The sequence below is a fragment of the Streptomyces sp. NPDC048106 genome (assembly GCF_040706415.1).
GTDB lineage: Bacteria > Actinomycetota > Actinomycetes > Streptomycetales > Streptomycetaceae > Streptomyces.
On record NZ_JBEZND010000032.1, the window covers coordinates 48,864 to 67,268 of the forward strand.

The following is an 18,405-nucleotide window of genomic DNA, read 5'->3' on the forward strand; positions in this document are numbered from 1 at the left end:
CCCTTCACCCCCGTCCTTCGCCCCCGCCTTCCACCACCAGCCGCACCGGCGCGTCCGTCGCGGGCGCCGGCAGCCGGAACCCGTCCCGTCCCGGTGTCACCGACCCCAGCACGCTCGGCCTCCGCGCCCCCGTGCTGCGCGGGTCGGTGCCCGCCAGACCGTGCGCCGTGAGGAAGCCGAGGACCGCGAAGGCGTACGCCTCCTTCGCGGCGGCGGGCAGCCCCAGCGTGTCCGAGGAGCGCAGCGGGATCCCGCCGAGCGACTCCCCAAGCAGGCGCACCAGCACCGGGTTGCGCACGCCGCCGCCGGACGCGATCACCTCGGTCCCGCCGACGGACCGCACCGCGTCCGCGACCGTCCGCGCCGTCAGCAGGGTGAGCGTGGCGAGCACGTCCTCCGCGCGGCCTCCGTCGAACGCGCCGGCGGCCCGCAGATACCCGGCGTGGAACAGCTCCTTGCCGGTGGTCCGCGGCGTCGGCAGGGCGTAGTACGGCTCCGCGAGCAGCCGCTCCAGCAGCCGCTGGTCGGGACGGCCGCGCGCGGCGAGGGCGCCGTCCGCGTCGTAGGCCAGCCGCCCGCCGCTGAACTCCCTTGCCGCCGCGTCCAGCAGCGCACAGCCGGGCCCGGTGTCGAAGGCGGTGCCGTCGGGTGCGGTCAGGTTGGCGATGCCCCCGATGTTCAGCGCCACCGGGCGCCCCGGCCGGCCGCGCAGCCACAGCAGGTCGACCAGGCTGACCAGGGGCGCGCCCTGCCCGCCCGCCGCGACGTCCCGGGCCCGGAAGTCGGCGACCACGGGCAGCCCGGTCGCCTCCGCGATCCACGCGGGCTGCCCGAGCTGCAACGTGCCGTGCACCCGCCCGTCCGCCACCCAGTGATAGACCGTCTGCCCGTGCGAGGCCACCAACTCCGCCCGCCCGCCGCATAGTTCCCGGTCCGCCCGGACCGCCGCCGCCGCGAACGCCCGCCCGATCCCGGTGTCCAGCCGGCACACCGCGTCCAGCCCGCTCGCCGCGGGCGGCAGCGCCGCCGCGAGCGCCGCGCGCAGCGGTTCCTCGTACGGCGCGCCGACCATCCCGAGCGGTCGCAGCACCAGCGTCTCGCCGTCCAGCCGCAGGTCCGCCGCCGCCGCGTCGACGGCGTCGTACGACGTGCCGGACATCAGCCCGATCACCCGCACCGTTTCCTCCCGTTCCGCTCGTGCGGCGCCCTCTTCAGCAGCGCCGCCCCGCTCACCGCGCACGCCGCCGCCGCGTAGTACCCGGGGACGTCCGGGTTGCCGGTCCGCCGTACCGCCTCCGTGATGATCAGGCCCGCGCAGCCGGAGAAGACCGCGTTGGACAGGGCGTAGGCGAGGCCGAGGCCGGTCCAGCGGACGCGGGAGGGGAACATCTCGGAGAGGAGGGCGGGGCCGGGGCCCGCCATCAGGCCCACCACCGCTCCGGCGCCCGCCAGGGCGAACGCCTTCGCCGTCGGCGACGTGCCGGGATCCCGCAGCAGGCCGAGCACCGGCAACGCGGTCGCCACCACCAGCGCCGCCCCCGCGAGCAGCACCGGTCGCCGTCCCACCCGGTCGCTGAGCGCGCCCGCCGGCAGGATCGCCGCGGCGAACCCCGCGTTGGCCACCGCCGCCGCCAGCAGCGCCTGGCCGAAGCCCGTGTGCAGCGCCGTCTGGAGGTACGACGGGAGCACCACCAGGAAGGTGTAGCCGGCCGCCGCCCAGCCCGTCACCCGGGCCGCCGCCAGCACGAGCGCGCCCCAACCCAGGCGCACCTCGGCGGACTCGGGCCGTTCGAGGAACTCCGGCGTCTCCGCGAGACCGGTCCGCAGCCACAGCGCCAGCAGGCCCAGCGGCACGGCCAGCAGGAACGGCAGCCGCCACCCCCACGCCGACAGCCGGTCCGTGCCCAGCACCGCCGCCGTCACCGCCGTCACCCCCGCGCCGCCCAGCAGCCCCAGCGCCACCGTGAAGGACTGCCACGCCCCGTACAGCCCGCGCCGCCCCGGCGGTGCGAACTCCGTCAGGACCGCCACCGCGCCGCCGAACTCCCCGCCCGCGGCGAGGCCCTGGACTATCCGCAGCAGCGTGAGCAGCCAGGGCGCGAGGGCGCCCACGGTGCCGTACGTCGGCAGCGCGCCGATCAGCGCCGTCGCGCCCGACATCAGCGCCACCACCCCGATCAGCACCGGCCGCCGCCCGTACCGGTCGCCCAGCCTGCCGAACAGGACCGCGCCGAGCGGCCGGAAGAAGAACGCGAGCGCGAAGGAGGCGTACGTCCGCACCAGCCCCTCCACCGCGCCGCCGCCCGCCGGGGTGAAGAAACGCTCGGCGAGAACGGTCGCCAGAAAGCCGTAGACGGCGAACTCGTACCACTCCACGAAGTTCCCGACCGACCCCGCCGCCACCGCCCGCACCCCGGGGCCCCGCCGCCCCGTACGCCCGTCCGGAACCCGCCTCGTCTCGGTCACCCTGACGCTCCGTCCGCCGACGACCCGCTGACCGGCGCGGCCCGGCGTCGCCCCGCCGCCCGCGCTTTCACCCGGCGGTGCAAGAGCTGCCCCGACCGGCCACCACATATCCCACCGGACGGCTACGCTCGGGGTCTGTACGTCATTCGGGCGACCTGGGGAGGGAACGGGATGACGGAGGGACGGCCACCTGCGGCCGACTCGGCTCCCCTGTGGGAGCGGGACGCGGAACTCGCCACCGTCGCGCGGGCCATCGACGAACTGCGCGCCGACGAGTCCTCCGCGGGCGGTCTGCTGGTCTTCCGCGGCGAAGCCGGCCTCGGCAAGACCGCGCTGCTGGCCGAGACCCGCCGCATGGCCGAGGACCGCGGCTGCACCGTGTGGCACACGCGCGGCGCCGAGACGCTGCGGTCCGTCCCCTTCAACGTCGTCCGGCAGTTGCTCCAGCCCGCGCTGCTGTCGCTGCTGCCCGAGGAGGCCCGCGAGTACCTCGGCGACCGGTACGAGATCGCGGGCCCCGCCCTCGGTATCGCCGCACCGCCGGAGGAGAGCGCCGACCCGCAGTACGTGTGCGACGGCCTCGTCGCCGCCGTGCGCCGGCTCGCCCGCCGCGAATGGCCGCTCGTGCTGCTGATCGACGACGCGCACTGGGCCGACCAGGAGACCCTGCGCTGGCTCGCCGCCTTCGCCGAACGCCTGCACGACCTGTCCGTCCTCGTCGTGGTCGCCCGCCGGCCCGGCGACGTCAGCGGGGAGAGCGCCCGCCACCTCGACGCGGTCGCCGCCGCCGCGGGCCGCCCCGTCAACAACCTGCGCGCCCTCACCCCCGACGCCGCGGCCGGACTCACCCGCGCCACCCTCGGCCGGCACGCCGACGACGCGTTCTGCCGCGAGGTCTGGGCCGTTACCGCGGGCAACCCGTACGACGCCGTCGAACTCCTCGCCAAGGTGCAGGAGAGCGAACTGGCGCCGGTGGAGGCCCGCGCCGGGGAACTCCGCGCCCTGAACCGCGCCGCCCGCGGCGGCGGACTGGTCGACCGGATCAAGGAACTCGGCCTCCAGGCCACCCAGTTCGCCTGGGCCGCCGCCGTCCTCGGCACCGGCATCACCCTGGAGTCGGCCGCCCGCCTCGCCACCATGGACGAGGACACCGCCCGGCACTGCGCCGGCCTGCTGCGCACCGCCCGCATCCTCACCACCCCCGGGCCCTCGGCCGCCGAACCCCTGCACGGCGAGCTGGAGTTCGTGCACCCGCTCATCGCCTCCGCCGTCTACAACTCCATTCCGCCGGGCATGTGCACCGCCATGCACGGCGTCGCCGCCGAGATCCTGACCGAGCTGGGCCGGAGTGCCGCCGAGGCCGCCCGGCACCTGCTCGAAGTCCACCCGGAGGCCGACGAGACACTGGTCGAGCGGCTGCGTGAGGCCGCCCGGGAACACCTCGCCGTCGGCGCGCCCGACGCCGCCCGCGTCTGTCTCGAACGCGCGCTGGAGGAGCCGCCCCGCCCCGACATCCACGCCCACGTCCTGTACGAACTCGGCTGCGCCACCCTGCTGACCGCGCCCGCCGTCACCCTCGGCCATCTGCGCAGCGCCCTCGGCATGCGCGGTCTCGACGGCCGCGACCGCGTCGACGCCGTGGTCCGCCTCTCCCAGGCACTGCTCCACAACAACCAGCCGGAGGAGGCCGCGCGCACCATCGAGGCCGAGGCCGCCCGGCACGAACCGGGGCCCGTGCGGTTGCGCCTGCAGGCCTTCCAGTACATGTGGGAGGGCATCCACGGCGAGACCGCCGCCCCGGCCCGCTCCCGCGGCCTCGCCGAACTCGCCGCCACCTGCACCGGCCGCGACAACACCGAACGCGCGCTGCTGATCCTGCGCGGCTTCGACGCCATGACGCACGGCGAGAGCGCCGCCGAGATCGTCGACCTGTGCGACCGGGCCCTCGTCAACGGCCGGCTCGCGCCCGGACTCGGCTGGACCGACCGGGAATGGGGCGTCGAGCTGCTGCTGATGCTCGGCAGCGCCTACGTCTACACCGACCGGCTCGACCGTGCCGAAAGCCTGTTCTCCGAGGCCCTGCGCGTCTACACCGCCGCCGGCTGGCACGGCGGCCACCTCTCCCTGGCCAACGCCTACCTGGGCCTCGCCTACCGCAGACAGGGCCGCCTCAGGGACGCCGAGACCAGCCTGCGCGACGCCCTCGCCCTCGCCGAACGCGTGGGCCGCCGCCTGCCGTTGCACTGGTCCGCCACCTGCGGCCTGGTCGACACCCTGCTCGCCCGCGGCCGCGTCCAGGAGGCCTGGGCGGTCGCCGAACAGTACGGCTTCGCCCCGCCCTACCCCTCCACCATCGTGCTGCCCGACGTCCGTTCGGTGCGCGGCCGTCTGCTCCTCGCCGTCGGCCGCACCGAGGAGGGCGTCAACGAGCTGGAGGCCGCCGAGAAGACCGCCGTCTCCCGCGGCGGCCACAACCCGGTCCTCGCGTCCTGGTCGGTCGACCTCGCCCGGGCCCTCGCGGACCAGGACCCGGCCCGCAGCAGGCGGCTCGCCGCCGACGCCCGCCGGCAGGCCGAGCGCTTCGGCACCGACACCGCCATCGGCGAGGCCCTGCGCTGCGCCGCCGTCCTGGAAACCGGCAGCCGCGCACTCCAGCTCGCGGGCCGCGCGGTCACCTATCTGGAGGCCTCACCCTCCCAGTACGAACACGCGGCCGCCCGCATCGAGTACGGCATCCTCGCCCGCTCCGCCGCCGACCTGCACCGGGGCCTCGACCTGGCCCGCTCCTGCGGGGCCGACGGCCTGGCGGCACAGGCGAGACGGGCGCTGGAGACCGGCCGGGCCAGCTGACTCCCGGCCGGCGCCGGGACGTTCACCGCGCCCGCGCGAACACCACCCACACCTGCCCGGCGGCGAAGTCCAGCGGTTCGCCGTCCGGTCCGGTGAACGCCGTACCGCCGTCCGCCGCCGGCCGTGACCAGGTGGCGGCGTAGGAGCGCCCGTCGCGCAGCACCTCCGCCCGCCCGGAGCCGACCGTCTCGGTGAAGGGGGTGGGGTTGCCGAGGACGTCGTGGTACGGCGAGTCATGGATGCCGACGTACTGGACGACGACCGTCGGCGGGGCCGGCCGGGGGCCGTCCGTGGTGACCGTGGGGGTGCCGTCCGTCGTGATCAGCCAGCCGTGCCGGGGCGCGGACCAGGTGAAGGTGAAGCGGGCCGCCGGATAGCGCACGGTGCGCGAGGCCACCGGGGTGCCCCCGGAGGGGGCGGGGCCGTAGCGGAAGCCCGTGGTCAGCGCGCCCTGGCCGGGGGCGGAACGCAGCAGGCGCGCGGGGCGCAGACAGAGGTCGTGCGGCGCGGACCGCGCGCTGTCCCGGTAGTAGGCGCCGGACGCCCGGTCGGGTGGCTCCGGGCGCACCGGCGCCCGGTCGATCAGCGGCAGCAGTGCGCGCTGGGCGCCGGAGAAGGCCAGATACGGCCGGTCGAACTGGCGGAGCAGCTCCAGATCGGACTCACGGGCGCTGCGCACCGGCCCGACGACCTCGGGCAGCCTGCTCGCGTACACCGCCATCAGCCGGCTCAGACCGCCCTCGACCTGCTCCACGTACACCACGTCGGCCGCGTCGAGGCCGGTCTGGGGCCGGGCCGCCGGCACGTTGTCGATCTTCACGGCCAGCGGGGAGCCGCCCGCGGGGGTGGCGGCGGGCGACGCCGTCGGGACCGGACCGCCGTCGGGCCGGCCGCCGGGTCCGGCGCAGCCCGCTGCCAGGGCGGCGGCCAGGACGACCGCCGCCACCACACCCCTGCCGGGACCCCGTTTTCCGCCCACCTCGCCACGCCCCGTCCGTCATCCGATCGTGCCGCGCACGCGGGTGATACCCGCTCCGCCCCCGCCCGCACCCGCACCGCGCCCACCAGGAGGTTCGGTGCCCGGACGCCCGGGTACCCGGGGCTCACCGCGAAACGGGCGCATCGGGGCGAACCGGCGCCCGAGCGGCCGGCGTACGCGACCGGCGCGCGCGACGAGTACACGCGACCAGCACATGCGACCAAGGGAGCGCGACCTCATGAAGGCAGTCACCTGGCAGGGCAGGCGGGACGTGCGGGTGGAGGACGTACCCGACCCGAGGATCGAGGAGCCCACCGACGCCGTCATCCGCGTCACCTCCAGCGGGCTGTGCGGCTCGGACCTGCATCTGTACGAAGTGCTCACCCCGTTCATGACCCCGGGCGACATCCTCGGCCACGAGCCCATGGGCATCGTGGAGGAGGTCGGTCCGGAGGTGACGCACCTGCGGCCCGGCGACCGGGTCGTGGTGCCCTTCCAGATCGCCTGCGGGCACTGCTTCATGTGCGGCGCGGGGCTCCCCACCCAGTGCGAGACCACCCAGGTCACCGGCGAGGGAATGGGCGCCGCCCTGTTCGGCTACACCCGGCTGTACGGCGCCGTGCCGGGCGCCCAGGCCGAGTACCTGCGGGTGCCGCAGGCACAGTTCGGCCCGATCAAGGTGCCCGAGGGCCCGCCGGACGACCGCTTCGTCTATCTCTCCGACGTGCTGCCCACCGCCTGGCAGGCGGTCGAGTACGCGGCGGTCCCGCCCGGCGGCAGCGTCGCGGTGCTCGGCCTCGGCCCGATCGGCGACATGAGCTGCCGGATCGCGCTGGCCCGGGGCGCCGAACAGGTCTTCGGTATCGACCTCGTGCCCGAACGGCTCGCGCGGGCGAACCGGCGGGGCGTGAAGACGTACGACCTGCGGGCCTTCGACGACGAGAAGACGCTGGTCCACGCGATCCAGGAGGCGACCGGCGGCCGGGGCCCGGACGCGGTGATCGACGCCGTGGGCACCGAGGCGCACGGCAGCGCGGCCGCGCGGCTGGCCCAGCAGGCCACCGCCCTCATGCCGCGCGCGATCGGCGCGCCCCTCGCGGAGCGCTTCAGCGTCGACCGGCTCGGCGCGCTGTACATGGCGATCGAGCTGGTACGCCGGGGCGGCACCATCTCGCTCAGCGGCGTGTACGGCGGCATGGCCGACCCGATCCCGCTGCTCACCCTGTTCGACAAGCAGATCCAGATGCGCATGGGCCAGGCCAACGTCCGCCGCTGGAGCGACCAGATCATGCCGTACCTCACCGACGAGGACCCGCTCGGCGTCGAGGACTTCGCCACGCACCGGGTGCCGCTGTCCGAGGCGCCGCACGCCTACCAGATGTTCCAGCACAAGGAGGACGGCGCGATCAAGGTCCTGATGAAGCCGTAGCGGGCGGCTCACGAGGCGCGGCTCGGGGGGCCTCGGCTCAGTCCCGGTCCCTCTCCCCGAGGATCTCCGCGAGGTCGTACCGCACCGGCTCCTCAAGCTGGGCGTATGTGCAGCTTTCGGGCGTCCGGTCGGGGCGCCAGCGGCGGAAACGGGCGGTGTGCCGGAAGCGCTGCCCGTTCTCCATGTGGTCGTAGGCCACCTCGGCCACCCGCTCGGGGCGCAGCGGCACCCAGGACAGGTCCTTCTTCCCCGACCAGCGGCTCGGCGCGCCCGGCAGCCGGGCCGTCTCGTGCGCGGCCTCCTCGGACCAGGCCGCCCAGGGGTGCCCGGTGACGTCGTCCATCCGCAGCGGTGCCAGTTCCTCCACCAGTTCGGCGCGCCGCTTCATGGCGAAGGCGGCCGAGACGCCCACGTGCTGGAGCCGGCCCTCCTCGTCGTACAGGCCCAGCAGCAGCGAGCCCACCACCGGGCCGCTCTTGTGCAGGCGGTAGCCGGCCACCACGACATCGGCCGTGCGTTCGTGCTTGATCTTGAACATGGCCCGTTCGTCCTGCCGGTAGCGCAGGTCGAGCGGCTTGGCCACGATCCCGTCGAGCCCGGCGCCCTCGAAGCGCTCGAACCACTGCCCGGCCACCGCGAGGTCCCTCGTCGCGGGCGCCAGGTGAACCGGCGGCGTGGCACCGGCGAGGGCCCGGTCCAGCAGCGCCCGGCGGTCGGTGAGCGGCACGTCCAGCAGGGCGTGGTCGTCCAGCGCCAGCAGGTCGAAGGCGACGAAGGACGCCGGGGTCCGCTCCGCGAGCGTCCGCACCCGGGAGGCGGCCGGGTGGATCCGCTCGGTCAGCGCGTCGAAGTCCAGCCGCCCGCCCCGCGCGATCACGATCTCCCCGTCCAGCACGCAGCGGCTGGGCACCCGCTCCCCGAGTGCCTCGACCAGCTCGGGAAAATACCTGGTCAGCGGCTTGCCGGTGCGGCTGCCCAGCTCGATCTCGGGGCCGTCGCGGAACACGATCGAACGGAACCCGTCCCACTTCGCCTCGTAGTGCATGCCCGGCGGGATGCGCGCCACCGACTTGGCGAGCATCGGCTTCACGGGCGGCATGACGGGCAGCTCCATGGCTCCGATTCTGCGCGTACGGGCCCGTGTGCGCCCGGTGTGCGCGCCGCGCGGGGGGCGCCTACGGTGGCCGCATGGCCGAAGCGGTGGAACTGGAGGCGGCCGGGCGGACGGTACGGCTGTCCAGCCCGGACAAGGTGTTCTTCCCGGAGCGGGGCTTCACCAAGCTGGACCTCGCGCGGTACTACATCGCGGTCGGCCCCGGCATCCTGCGCGCCCTGCGCGACCGCCCCACCACCCTGGAGCGCTACCCGGACGGCATCGAGGGCGACTGGTTCTTCCAGAAACGCGCCCCCAAGGGCATGCCCGGCTGGATCCCGACCGCCCACATCACCTTCCCCAGCGGCCGCAGCGCCGACGAGATGTGCCCCACCGAGGAGGCCGCCGTGGTGTGGGCCGCCCAGTACGGCACCCTCACCTTCCACCCCTGGCCGGTGCGCTCCGGCGACGTCGACCACCCCGACGAACTCCGCATCGACCTCGACCCGCAGCCCGGCACCGACTACACGGACGCTGTCCGCGCCGCCCACGAACTACGCGCCGTCCTCGACGAGTTCGGCGGGCTGCGCGGCTGGCCGAAGACCTCCGGGGGCCGGGGGCTGCACGTCTTCGTGCCCATCGAACCCCGCTGGACCTTCACCCAGGTCCGGCGCGCCGCCATCGCGGTCGGCCGGGAGATGGAACGCCGGATGCCCGAACAGGTCACCATCAAGTGGTGGAAGGAGGAGCGCGGCGCCCGGATCTTCCTCGACTACAACCAGACCGCCCGCGACCGCACCATCGCCTCCGCCTACTCGGTACGGCCCCGCCCGCACGCCCCCGTCTCCGCGCCCCTGCGCTGGGCGGAGGTCGGCTCCGCCCATCCGCGCGACTTCGACCTGGTCACCATGCCGGCCCGGTTCGCCGAACTCGGCGACGTGCACGCCGACATGGACGACCACGCCTACTCCCTGGACGCCCTGCTGGAGCTGGCCAGCCGCGACGAACACGACCACGGGCTCGGCGATCTGCCGTACCCGCCGGAATACCCGAAGATGCCCGGCGAACCCAGCCGCGTCCAGCCGAGCCGTGCCCGCGGGCACCCGGCGTCCTGACGGCGTCCGGCACTCCCCGCCGGGCACCCCGCCCTCGTTATCCTGGGCGGCAACCGGCCGACGAGGGAGGCCCCCGGTGCCCGAGGCAGTGTCGCGTCCCACGCTGGAGGCCGTGGCCGCGCGGGCCGGGGTGTCCAGGGCCACCGTGTCACGGGTGGTCAACGGCGGGTACGGCGTCCGGGAGCCGCTGGCCGCGCGGGTCCGGCGGGCCGTGGCGGAACTCGGCTACGTGCCCAACCAGGCGGCGCGCAGCCTCGTCACGAAGCGGCACGACGCCGTCGCCGTCGTCATCGCCGAACCGGGGACCAGGGTCTTCACCGACCCCTTCTTCGCCCTACAGTTGCGCGGCATCAGCAAGGAACTGACCGCGCACGACAACCAGTTGGTGCTGCTGCTCACCGAGGGCCGGGACGACCACACGCGGGTGGGCCGGTATCTCGCCGGGGGCCATGTCGACGGAGCGCTGGTCTTCTCCCTGCACCTGGACGATCCGCTGCCCGGACTCATCCACGACGCCGGGGTGCCCACCGTGTTCGGCGGCCGGCCGGGCTGGCGGGACCGTACCGGCACCCCGGTGTACGTGGACACCGACAACCGGGGCGGCGCGCGCACCGCCGTGCGCCATCTCGTCGGGCTCGGCCGGACCCGGATCGCGCACATCACCGGTGCCCTGGACCAGACCTCGGCGGTGGACCGGCTCGACGGCTACCGGGACGTCATGGCCGAGACGGCGGGCGGGAGCGTCGCCGGCGATCCCGCGCTGGTCGTGGAGAGCGACTTCACCCCGGCCGGCGGCGAGCGGGCCATGCGGGAACTGCTGGGCCGCCGCCCCGACGTGGACGCCGTGTTCGCCGCGAACGACCTCACCGCGCTGGGCGCGCTGCGCGTGCTGCGGGAGCGGGGCCGGCGCGTGCCCGAGGACGTGGCCGTGGTCGGCTTCGACGACATGCTGCCGCTGGCCGAGCAGTCCGACCCGCCGCTGACCACGGTCCGTCAGGACATCGAGGGCATGGGCCGCCTGATGGCCCGCCTCCTGCTGCACGGCGCCCCCGCCCCGGGCGCCCTCGCCCCCGGCACCCTCGCTCCCGGCGCCCCCTCCCCGGACGGCGACGGCCCGACGGTCCCGGCTCCGGGATCCGGCGTGATCCTGCCGACCACGCTGATACGCCGGGCATCGGCCTGATCCCGGCTCACCCCCGCCTCTGCTCACTCCGGATCACCGCGAACCGCGCCCCGCCCGGATCGCGGAGCCGCGCGATGCGGCCCACCCCCTCGACCGCCGTCGGCGGCACCAGCACCTCCCCGCCGAGCCGCCGGCCCTCGGCCGCGACGGCATCGGTGTCCTCGACCTCGAAGTACGGCAGCCAGTACGGCTCGTCCCCCGCCCGAGCCGACGGCACCATCCCGCCGAACATCGCGTCCGGCCCGGCGCCCGCCGGGTTGACGCAGGTGTACGTGCCGCCGGGGAAGGACACGCCGGACGTCTCCAGGCCGAGCACCCGGTGGTAGAAGGCGGCGGCGGCCGCGATGTCCGGGGTGTGCAGTTCGGCCCAGCACAGCGCGCCCGGCGCGTTCGCCACGTCCACGCCCCGTGTCCGGCCGGGCTGCCAGATCCCGAACGGCGCGCCCGCCTGGTCGGTGAGGACCGCCATGTGCCCTTGGCCCAGCACGTCGACCGGCCCGAACAGCACACGGCCGTGAGCCTGTTCGGCCGCCTCGGCACTCGCCGCGGCGTCCTCGCTCCGGAAGTACAGGGTCCAGGACGGCGGGCCCTGTTCCGGGTCGCGCCGCATGCCACCCGCGACGGTCCGCCCGTCCAGCCGGAAGAAGCCGTAGCCCCCGGCGTCCGGGCCGGCCGACTCGAAGCGCCAGCCGAAGAGGCCGCCGTAGAAGGAGCAGGCGGCGTCGAAGTCCGGGGCGCCGATGTCGAGCCAGTTCGGCGCGCCGTTGACGAAATCGGTGGTGAGCATTGCCGACCTCCTCGAAGGGGTCCCGTCCCGTGCTCTGCCGAGTCTGGCACCGCCCACCGGCGATCGCCGCCGGAGCGCCGCCGGGCCGGGCCCTCACCCACGGTGATCCGGTCCGTCCCCCGAGTCATAGGAAATTCCGCGCGCCGCCGTGCAACCGAGCGGCCCCGGGGAGCATCATCGAGGCGGCCGGGGACCCGGACGGCGGCGTTGAGCGCGCGTTGATCGAACGTTTTTCGCCGGACGGCACGATCTTGGCCATGCACTCCGACACCATCACCCCGGCCGACCGGACCTGGCAGGCGCAGGCCCTGTGCGCGCAGACCGGGCCGGACTTCTTCTTCCCCGAGCCCGGCAGCTCGGTGCGCGAGGCGAAGCGCATCTGCGGGATGTGCGAGCTGCGCCCGGCCTGCCTGGCGTACGCGCTCGCCAACGACGAGCGCTTCGGCGTCTGGGGCGGGCTGTCCGAGAAGGAACGCCTCGCCCTGCGCCGCACCTCCGGCTGACCGGCCGCCCGCCCTGGCCGAGGGCCGGTCCTCGCGGTGACCGCCTCGCTCAGCGGCCGGCGTCCCGCGCCGCCATCCGCGCCTTGCGCGCCGCCAGCTTCTCGTCGAACCGGCTCGCCTCCGCGTCCAGGCCGCCCATGAACAGGCCGAGTTCCTCCTGCGCCTCGCGGCCCTCGGGGCCGAGGCCGTCCAGCTCCATGACCTTCAGGAAGCGCAGTACCGGCTGGAGCACGTCGTCGTGGTGGATGCGCAGGTTGTAGACCTCGCCGATCGCCATCTGCGCGGCGGCCCGCTCGAAGCCGGGGATGCCGTGTCCGGGCATCCGGAAGCCGACGACGACGTCCCGCACGGCCCGCATCGTCAGGTCGGGCGCGAGGTCGAACGCCGCCTTGAGCAGGTTGCGGTAGAACACCATGTGCAGGTTCTCGTCGGTCGCGATCCGGGCGAGCATGCGGTCGCACACCGGGTCGCCGGACTGATGGCCGGCGTTGCGGTGCGAGATCCTGGTGGCCAGCTCCTGGAAGGCGACGTAGGCGACCGAGTGCAGCATCGAGTGCCGGTTGTCCGACTCGAAGCCCTCGCTCATGTGGGCCATGCGGAACCGCTCAAGCTGGTCCGGGTCCACCGCGCGCGAGGCGAGCAGGTAGTCCCGCATCACGATGCCGTGCCGGCCCTCCTCGGCCGTCCAGCGGTGCACCCAGGTGCCCCAGGCGCCGTCGCGGCCGAACAGGCTGGCGATCTCGTGGTGGTAGCTGGGCAGGTTGTCCTCGGTCAGCAGGTTGACCACCAGGGCGGTACGGCCGATGTCGGTCACCTTGGACTGGTCCTTGGCCCAGGCCTCCCCGTCCTCGAACAGGGCCGGGAAGTTGCGCCCGTCGCCCCAGGGCACGTACTCGTGCGGCATCCAGTCCTTGGCGACCTTCAGATGCCGGTTCAACTCGCCCTCCACCACTTCCTCCAGCGCGTACAGCAACCGGGCGTCGGTCCACACGGACGGGCTGCCGAGGTGGGAAGAGGTGATCGTCACGGAAACTCCAGGGGGACGCCGAACGGGGGAGAGCACAAAGGGGGTACCGGCGAGCGGTGCCGGGAAACCTGCGTGATCGTAAGCTACGAAACCGTAGGTTACGAAACCGTAGGTTAAGGGTGCCGTAAGAGATCCCAGCTCAGCGGCGCGACCGGGGCGTTCGGGCACACGGAACGGCCCCGGGACGCAGCGGTCCCGGGGCCGTTCCGAGGAGGGCTCACCCGGTCAGGCGTACAGCTCCCGCAGCCGTACGGACAGGCACGTCACCGAGCCCTCCAGCTTCTCGAACTCGCCGATGTCCACCGTGACCACCTCATGGCCGAGGTCGGTCAGCAGTTCGGCGGTCCTCGGGGCGCTCGCCGCCATCAGCAGCTTGTGCCCGCCGAGCAGCACCACGTGCGCGCCGGACTCCTCGGGAACGGAGAGGAAGCGGGGGAACAGCGAGGGCCGGTCCACCTTCGGGATGTGCCCGATGACGGTGCCGTCCGGCAGCGCGGTCACCGCCGACTTCAGATGCGGCGCCTTGCTCACCGGTACGGCCACCACCCGGGCGCCCAGCGGCTCGAACGCGGCCCGCACCTGCCGTACCCCGGCCGCGTCGGTCCGCCCGCTCCGGCCGACGTAGAGCGTGTCGCCGACCTTCAGGACGTCGCCGCCGTCCAGGGTGCCCGGCTCCCAGACCCAGTTCACCGAGCAGCCCAGGCCGGCCACCGCCTCCTCCACGCCCGCGGTCTCCGGGCGGCGGGACGCGACTCCCGGCCGGGTGATCAGCGCGACGTTGCGGAACACGACGACGGTGTCCTCCACGAACACCGAGTCCGGGCAGTCGTCGGCCGGTTCGACCTCGAACGTCTCCCAGCCGTGCGCCCGCAGCGCCTCGACGTACGCTTCCCACTGCTCGGTGGCGAGCCCGACGTCGACCGGCTCCCGCTCGATGTGCGTCACCAAACCTTCGGCCAGACGCGGACTCGGGCGGCGGACGAGGGCCTTCTTGCTGGGCACGACGGGCCTTTCGGGTCGGGATTGCGGTGCCTGCGCCGCGTGCGCGGCGCCGGTCCGCCATCATGCAGTCCGACGCGGCCGGCACCAAACCCTCAACCGACCTCCTCCGGCGCGATCTCCCGCAGCTCCCCGTCCGCCATCAGCAGCCAGCGGGTGATGCCGATCGACTCCAGGAACGGCAGGTCGTGGCTGGCCACCAGCAGCGCGCCCTCGTACGACGCCAGGGCCGAGGTGAGCTGCCGCACGCTCGCCAGGTCGAGGTTGTTGGTCGGCTCGTCCAGCAGGAGCAACTGGGGTGCCGGCTCGGCCAGCATCAGCGCGGCCAGCGCGGCCCGGAAGCGCTCGCCGCCGGACAGGGTGGCCGCCTGCTGGTCGGCGCGCGCGCCCCGGAACAGGAAGCGGGCCAAGCGGGCGCGGACCCGGTTGTTGGTGGCGCCCGGCGCGAACCGGGCCACGTTCTGGGCGACCGTCAGCTCGTCGTCCAGCACGTCCAGCCGCTGGGGCAGGAACCGCAGCGGGACGTGCGCGGTGGCCGTGCCCGCCCTCGGCGCCAGCTGACCGGCGACCGTGCGCAGCAGCGTCGTCTTGCCCGCGCCGTTGCGCCCGACCAGCGCGATCCGCTCCGGGCCGCGCAGATCGAAAATCCCGTTGATCCGCGCCCCGTACGCCATCGCCAGGTTCTCCAGGGTGAGCACCTGCCGGCCGGGCGGCACGGCGGTGTACGGCAGGTCGACGCGGATCTCGTCCTCGTCCCGCACCGCCTCCACCGCGTCGTCCAGGCGCTCCTTGGCCTCGGCGAGGCGTTCCTCGTGCATGATGCGGTGCTTGCCCGCCGACTCCTGGGCGGCGCGTTTACGGGCGCCCATCACGATCTTCGGCTCGCGCCTGGACTCCCACATCTTCTGTCCGTACCGCTTGCGCCGGGCCAACTTGACGTGTGCGTCGGCCAGTTCGCGTTTCTGCTTGCGCACATCGTTCTCGGCGGCCCGCACCATCCGTTCGGCCGCCTCCTGTTCGACGGCCAGTGCCTCCTCGTAGGCCGAGAAGTTGCCGCCGTACCAGGCGACCTCGCCGGAGCGCAGTTCCGCGATCCGGTCGACGAGTTCGAGGAGTTCACGGTCATGGCTGACCACGACCAGCACGCCGGGCCAGGCGGCGACGGCCTGGTGGAGGCGGCGGCGCGCGTACAGGTCGAGGTTGTTGGTGGGCTCGTCCAGGAGCAGCGCGTCCGGGCGCCGCAGCAGCAGCGAGGCCAGCCGGAGCAACACCGACTCGCCGCCGGACACTTCACCGACCGTGCGGTCCAAGCCAATGTGGCCCAGGCCGAGTTCGCCCAGGGTGACCAGGGAGCGCTCCTCGACGTCCCAGTCGTCGCCGACCGTCTCGAAGTGCCGCTCGGCCACGTCGCCCGCCTCGATGGCGTGCAGCGCGGCCCGCTGCCCGGCGATGCCGAGGGCCTGGTCGACGCGGAGCGCGGTGTCCAGGGTGACGTTCTGCGGGAGGTAGCCGACCTCTCCGGTGACCTTGACGGTGCCGTCGGCCGGCACGAGTTCGCCGGCCAGCAGCTTCAGCAGGGTGGACTTCCCCGAACCGTTGACGCCGACGAGCCCGGTCCTGCCGGGGCCGAAGGAGAGGTCGAGCCCGTCGAACACGGTGGTGCCGTCGGGCCAGGCGAAGGACAGGGACGTACAGGTGAGGGAGGAGGAAGACGAAGATGACATGGATGCCTCGCGGGGGGATGGGTGCGTTTCGCGGACGCGTCTGGAGACACCGCGGGGCGGGAAACCGGTGGATCACCCGGAGGCCGTGAGAAGAGGAACGGCCTGTGCCGGAGGACGGCTCGGACGCCGAGGGTCGTACGCCACGCACACCTCACCGGTGCGACGCGGGGTCTCCGAACCTCAGACGAGCAACGTCCTTCTCCGATCGACGGCAACAGAACCGGGGTAAACGCTAGGAGCACCGCCGACCGGAGTCAAAGCATTTACCGACGGGGTGCCCGGCGCCCCCGACGCCCATGTCGGATTCCTGCCAGCGCCCCGGCCGCCCCCGCTGCTTGGCTGGGGCCATGAAGTCTTCGCATCCCCTGTACGACACCGCCCTCGCCTTCCGCGCCCTGCACGTCCCCGGCCGGCCGCTGGTCCTGCCGAACGCCTGGGACGCGGTCAGCGCCGCCGTCATCGAGGAGGCGGGCGCCGCGGCCGTCGCCACCACCAGCGCCGGGCTCGCCTGGGCGCTCGGCGCGGCCGACGGCGACCAGCTCGACCGGGACCGCGCCCTGGCCGCCGTCGCCCGCATCACCGCCGCCGTGCGGGTGCCGGTCAGTGCCGACATCGAGGGCGGCTACGCCCCGGACCCGGCCGGGGTCGCCGGCACCGTGCGGGCCGTGCTCGCCGCGGGCGCGGTCGGCGTCAACATCGAGGACGCCCGGTACGAGCCGGACGGCGAGCCGCTGCGGGCCGTCGGCGAGCAGGCCGAGCGGATCGCGGCCGCCCGTGAGGCCGCCGACGCCGAGGGCGTGCCGCTGTTCGTCAACGCGCGCATCGACACGTTCCTGCGCGGCGCCGGGGGAGTGGACCGCACCCTGGAACGCGCCGCCGCCTTCCGCGCCGCCGGGGCCGACGGCGTGTTCGTCCCCGGGGCCGTCGACCCGGAGACGGTGAAGGAGCTGGTCGCGGGCGTCGACGGCCCGCTGAACGTGATGGTCGCCCCGGGTGCCCCGGCCGTCGCGGAGCTGGCCGCGCTCGGCGTCGCCCGGATCAGCGCGGGCGCCGGACTCGCCCAGGCCGCCCACGCGCTGGTCCGCCGGGCCGCCCGCGAACTGCTGCGCGAGGGGACGTACGAGGCCCTGGCCGGCGGGTACGACTACGGGGAGCTGAACGCGCTGTCCGGGCGCCCCTGAGCCCCGCCCCTCAGGCGCCCCGCATCAGTTCGGCGAGCTGGTGGTCCAGGTCGAGCTGGAGGTGTTCGAGCCCGAGGGGCACCAGTTCGCCGGCCGCCTCCAGGAAGCGCCGTATCTCGCCCGCGCGCACATGGACGACGGCGGTGCCCTCCGGGGCGTGGAACTCCAGCACGACGCGGTCGTAGCCGTACGGCCGCACCCGGACGTCGCCCTGGCCCTCGGGGGCCAGGAGCCCGGCGGCGAGCAGGTCGCGGGCGAAGGTCCAGCAGACCTCGACGCCCGCCAGGGTGGCCGGGGCCGGGAAGGTCATCCGCACGGCGAACGGGTCGCAGCGGTCGTAGCGCAGCGTGGCGGGAATGTTCGGCATGCGCGGTGCGGCGGCGACGAGGCGGGCCTCTACGGGCTGCTCGATGACGGTGGACAACGCCTTGCTCCCTCGTGACGGCTGGACTTGCGGCCCGGTGACTCCCGGCACCGGGTGAGACGACGGAACGGGCCCGGGCGTGCACCTGGGGGACGAGTGACCTCGGTCACCGCGTTCATGCACGCCTGGTCTCCCTTGTCCCGTACGGGAGTTGGCCCGCCGGACGGCGACCGGCACCCCGCCCGGCCGGCCGCGCTCCGACACCCCGGTACCCGGCCGGAACGTGAGGTAGGCGCGCCGGGAGCCGGGTACTCGTGCGGTGCCGCGAGGGAGCCGTACCGCCTTCGCGGGAAAGGAGTGATCATGCCAGCCGGTTCCAGCCCCAAGCGCGAACGCCAGTACGAGCACATCAAGGAGAGCGCACAGGACCGGGGCGAGAGCGAGGGACGCGCCAAGGAGATCGCCGCGCGGACCGTCAACAAGGAACGCGCCCGTTCCGGCGAGTCGAGGACCGCGAGCCGCAGTTCGACCCAGGACATGTCGTCCGGCAAGCGAGGCGGTCAGCGGTCGGGCAACCGGGTCGGCTCCCAGGGCCCGACCCGCGACCAGTTGTACAACGAGGCGAGGCAGCGCGGCATCGAGGGCCGCTCGCACATGAACAAGGACGAGTTGCAGCGCGCGCTGAACGCCAAGAAGGGCTGACGC

General features: G+C 74.3%; 16 protein-coding genes. 7 read left to right on the forward strand and 9 right to left on the reverse strand.

The window, feature by feature from the left end; translation table 11 throughout:
* Positions 1 to 4 precede the first annotated feature (4 nt).
* On the reverse strand, positions 5 to 1,177 hold the full coding sequence (locus tag AB0927_RS28100; protein ID WP_366670528.1) for an anhydro-N-acetylmuramic acid kinase: 1,173 nt from the start codon (positions 1,175 to 1,177) through the stop codon (positions 5 to 7).
* Complete coding sequence (locus AB0927_RS28105; protein WP_366670529.1) at positions 1,168 to 2,466, reverse strand: MFS transporter; 1,299 nt, start codon at positions 2,464 to 2,466, stop codon at positions 1,168 to 1,170. The genes AB0927_RS28100 and AB0927_RS28105 overlap by 10 nt, the downstream gene beginning before the upstream one ends.
* A 171-nt stretch (positions 2,467 to 2,637) precedes the next feature.
* Here AB0927_RS28105 and AB0927_RS28110 point away from each other — a divergent pair, with 171 nt between their 5' ends.
* Positions 2,638 to 5,316: an AAA family ATPase gene (locus AB0927_RS28110; RefSeq protein WP_366670530.1), complete on the forward strand. Its 2,679-nt coding sequence runs from the start codon at positions 2,638 to 2,640 to the stop codon at positions 5,314 to 5,316.
* Positions 5,317 to 5,338: 22 nt separating this feature from the next.
* Here the strand turns inward: AB0927_RS28110 and AB0927_RS28115 are convergent, their stop codons facing one another.
* On the reverse strand, positions 5,339 to 6,262 hold the full coding sequence (locus AB0927_RS28115) for a DUF3048 domain-containing protein (RefSeq protein ID WP_366670531.1): 924 nt from the start codon (positions 6,260 to 6,262) through the stop codon (positions 5,339 to 5,341).
* A gap of 271 nt (positions 6,263 to 6,533) precedes the next feature.
* Between AB0927_RS28115 and AB0927_RS28120 the strand changes: the two genes are divergently transcribed.
* On the forward strand, positions 6,534 to 7,724 hold the full coding sequence (locus AB0927_RS28120; RefSeq protein ID WP_366670532.1) for a zinc-dependent alcohol dehydrogenase: 1,191 nt from the start codon (positions 6,534 to 6,536) through the stop codon (positions 7,722 to 7,724).
* A gap of 37 nt (positions 7,725 to 7,761) precedes the next feature.
* On the opposite strand, the gene AB0927_RS28125 is transcribed toward AB0927_RS28120, so the two are convergent.
* Positions 7,762 to 8,838: an ATP-dependent DNA ligase gene (locus AB0927_RS28125; protein ID WP_366670533.1), complete on the reverse strand. Its 1,077-nt coding sequence runs from the start codon at positions 8,836 to 8,838 to the stop codon at positions 7,762 to 7,764.
* A gap of 74 nt (positions 8,839 to 8,912) precedes the next feature.
* On the opposite strand from AB0927_RS28125, the gene ligD reads away from it, so the two are divergent.
* Both ligD and AB0927_RS28135 read left to right on the forward strand, forming a co-directional pair.
* On the forward strand, positions 8,913 to 9,932 hold the full coding sequence (gene ligD, locus AB0927_RS28130; protein ID WP_366670534.1) for a non-homologous end-joining DNA ligase: 1,020 nt from the start codon (positions 8,913 to 8,915) through the stop codon (positions 9,930 to 9,932).
* Positions 9,933 to 10,008: 76 nt separating this feature from the next.
* Positions 10,009 to 11,115 carry a LacI family DNA-binding transcriptional regulator gene (locus AB0927_RS28135; protein WP_366670535.1) on the forward strand — a complete coding sequence of 369 codons (1,107 nt, stop codon included), beginning with the start codon at positions 10,009 to 10,011 and terminating at the stop codon, positions 11,113 to 11,115.
* Positions 11,116 to 11,122: 7 nt separating this feature from the next.
* On the opposite strand, the gene AB0927_RS28140 is transcribed toward AB0927_RS28135, so the two are convergent.
* Positions 11,123 to 11,902, reverse strand: a complete 780-nt coding sequence (locus AB0927_RS28140; protein ID WP_366670536.1) for a VOC family protein — start codon at positions 11,900 to 11,902, stop codon at positions 11,123 to 11,125.
* A 257-nt stretch (positions 11,903 to 12,159) separates the two neighbouring features.
* On the opposite strand from AB0927_RS28140, the gene AB0927_RS28145 reads away from it, so the two are divergent.
* Positions 12,160 to 12,405, forward strand: a complete 246-nt coding sequence (locus AB0927_RS28145) for a WhiB family transcriptional regulator (RefSeq protein ID WP_366670537.1) — start codon at positions 12,160 to 12,162, stop codon at positions 12,403 to 12,405.
* 49 nt (positions 12,406 to 12,454) lie between these two features.
* Here the strand turns inward: AB0927_RS28145 and AB0927_RS28150 are convergent, their stop codons facing one another.
* From AB0927_RS28150 to AB0927_RS28160, 3 genes are all read right to left on the reverse strand, one after another.
* Positions 12,455 to 13,432, reverse strand: coding sequence for an acyl-ACP desaturase (locus AB0927_RS28150; RefSeq protein ID WP_366670538.1), 978 nt, complete (start codon positions 13,430 to 13,432; stop codon positions 12,455 to 12,457).
* A 225-nt stretch (positions 13,433 to 13,657) separates the two neighbouring features.
* Positions 13,658 to 14,434, reverse strand: coding sequence for a dimethylargininase (gene ddaH, locus AB0927_RS28155; protein ID WP_366670539.1), 777 nt, complete (start codon positions 14,432 to 14,434; stop codon positions 13,658 to 13,660).
* 92 nt (positions 14,435 to 14,526) lie between these two features.
* Complete coding sequence (locus AB0927_RS28160; protein ID WP_366670540.1) at positions 14,527 to 16,155, reverse strand: ABC-F family ATP-binding cassette domain-containing protein; 1,629 nt, start codon at positions 16,153 to 16,155, stop codon at positions 14,527 to 14,529.
* A gap of 347 nt (positions 16,156 to 16,502) precedes the next feature.
* On the opposite strand from AB0927_RS28160, the gene AB0927_RS28165 reads away from it, so the two are divergent.
* Positions 16,503 to 17,336, forward strand: coding sequence for an isocitrate lyase/phosphoenolpyruvate mutase family protein (locus AB0927_RS28165; protein WP_366670541.1), 834 nt, complete (start codon positions 16,503 to 16,505; stop codon positions 17,334 to 17,336).
* A 10-nt stretch (positions 17,337 to 17,346) separates the two neighbouring features.
* On the opposite strand, the gene AB0927_RS28170 is transcribed toward AB0927_RS28165, so the two are convergent.
* Complete coding sequence (locus AB0927_RS28170; RefSeq protein ID WP_366670542.1) at positions 17,347 to 17,760, reverse strand: SsgA family sporulation/cell division regulator; 414 nt, start codon at positions 17,758 to 17,760, stop codon at positions 17,347 to 17,349.
* A 303-nt stretch (positions 17,761 to 18,063) separates the two neighbouring features.
* Between AB0927_RS28170 and AB0927_RS28175 the strand changes: the two genes are divergently transcribed.
* On the forward strand, positions 18,064 to 18,402 hold the full coding sequence (locus tag AB0927_RS28175; protein WP_366670543.1) for a plasmid stabilization protein: 339 nt from the start codon (positions 18,064 to 18,066) through the stop codon (positions 18,400 to 18,402).
* The last annotated feature ends 3 nt before the right edge of the window (positions 18,403 to 18,405 follow it).

Coding starts and splice junctions, on each gene's coding strand:
- AB0927_RS28160 (WP_366670540.1), bottom strand. CDS start 16,155: ATGTCATCTTCGTCTTCCTCCTCCCTCACCTGTACGTCCCTGTCCTTC.
- AB0927_RS28145 (WP_366670537.1), top strand. CDS start 12,160: ATGCACTCCGACACCATCACCCCGGCCGACCGGACCTGGCAGGCGCAG.
- AB0927_RS28110 (WP_366670530.1), top strand. CDS start 2,638: ATGACGGAGGGACGGCCACCTGCGGCCGACTCGGCTCCCCTGTGGGAG.
- ligD (WP_366670534.1), top strand. CDS start 8,913: ATGGCCGAAGCGGTGGAACTGGAGGCGGCCGGGCGGACGGTACGGCTG.
- AB0927_RS28125 (WP_366670533.1), bottom strand. CDS start 8,838: ATGGAGCTGCCCGTCATGCCGCCCGTGAAGCCGATGCTCGCCAAGTCG.
- AB0927_RS28140 (WP_366670536.1), bottom strand. CDS start 11,902: ATGCTCACCACCGATTTCGTCAACGGCGCGCCGAACTGGCTCGACATC.
- AB0927_RS28165 (WP_366670541.1), top strand. CDS start 16,503: ATGAAGTCTTCGCATCCCCTGTACGACACCGCCCTCGCCTTCCGCGCC.
- AB0927_RS28175 (WP_366670543.1), top strand. CDS start 18,064: ATGCCAGCCGGTTCCAGCCCCAAGCGCGAACGCCAGTACGAGCACATC.
- AB0927_RS28120 (WP_366670532.1), top strand. CDS start 6,534: ATGAAGGCAGTCACCTGGCAGGGCAGGCGGGACGTGCGGGTGGAGGAC.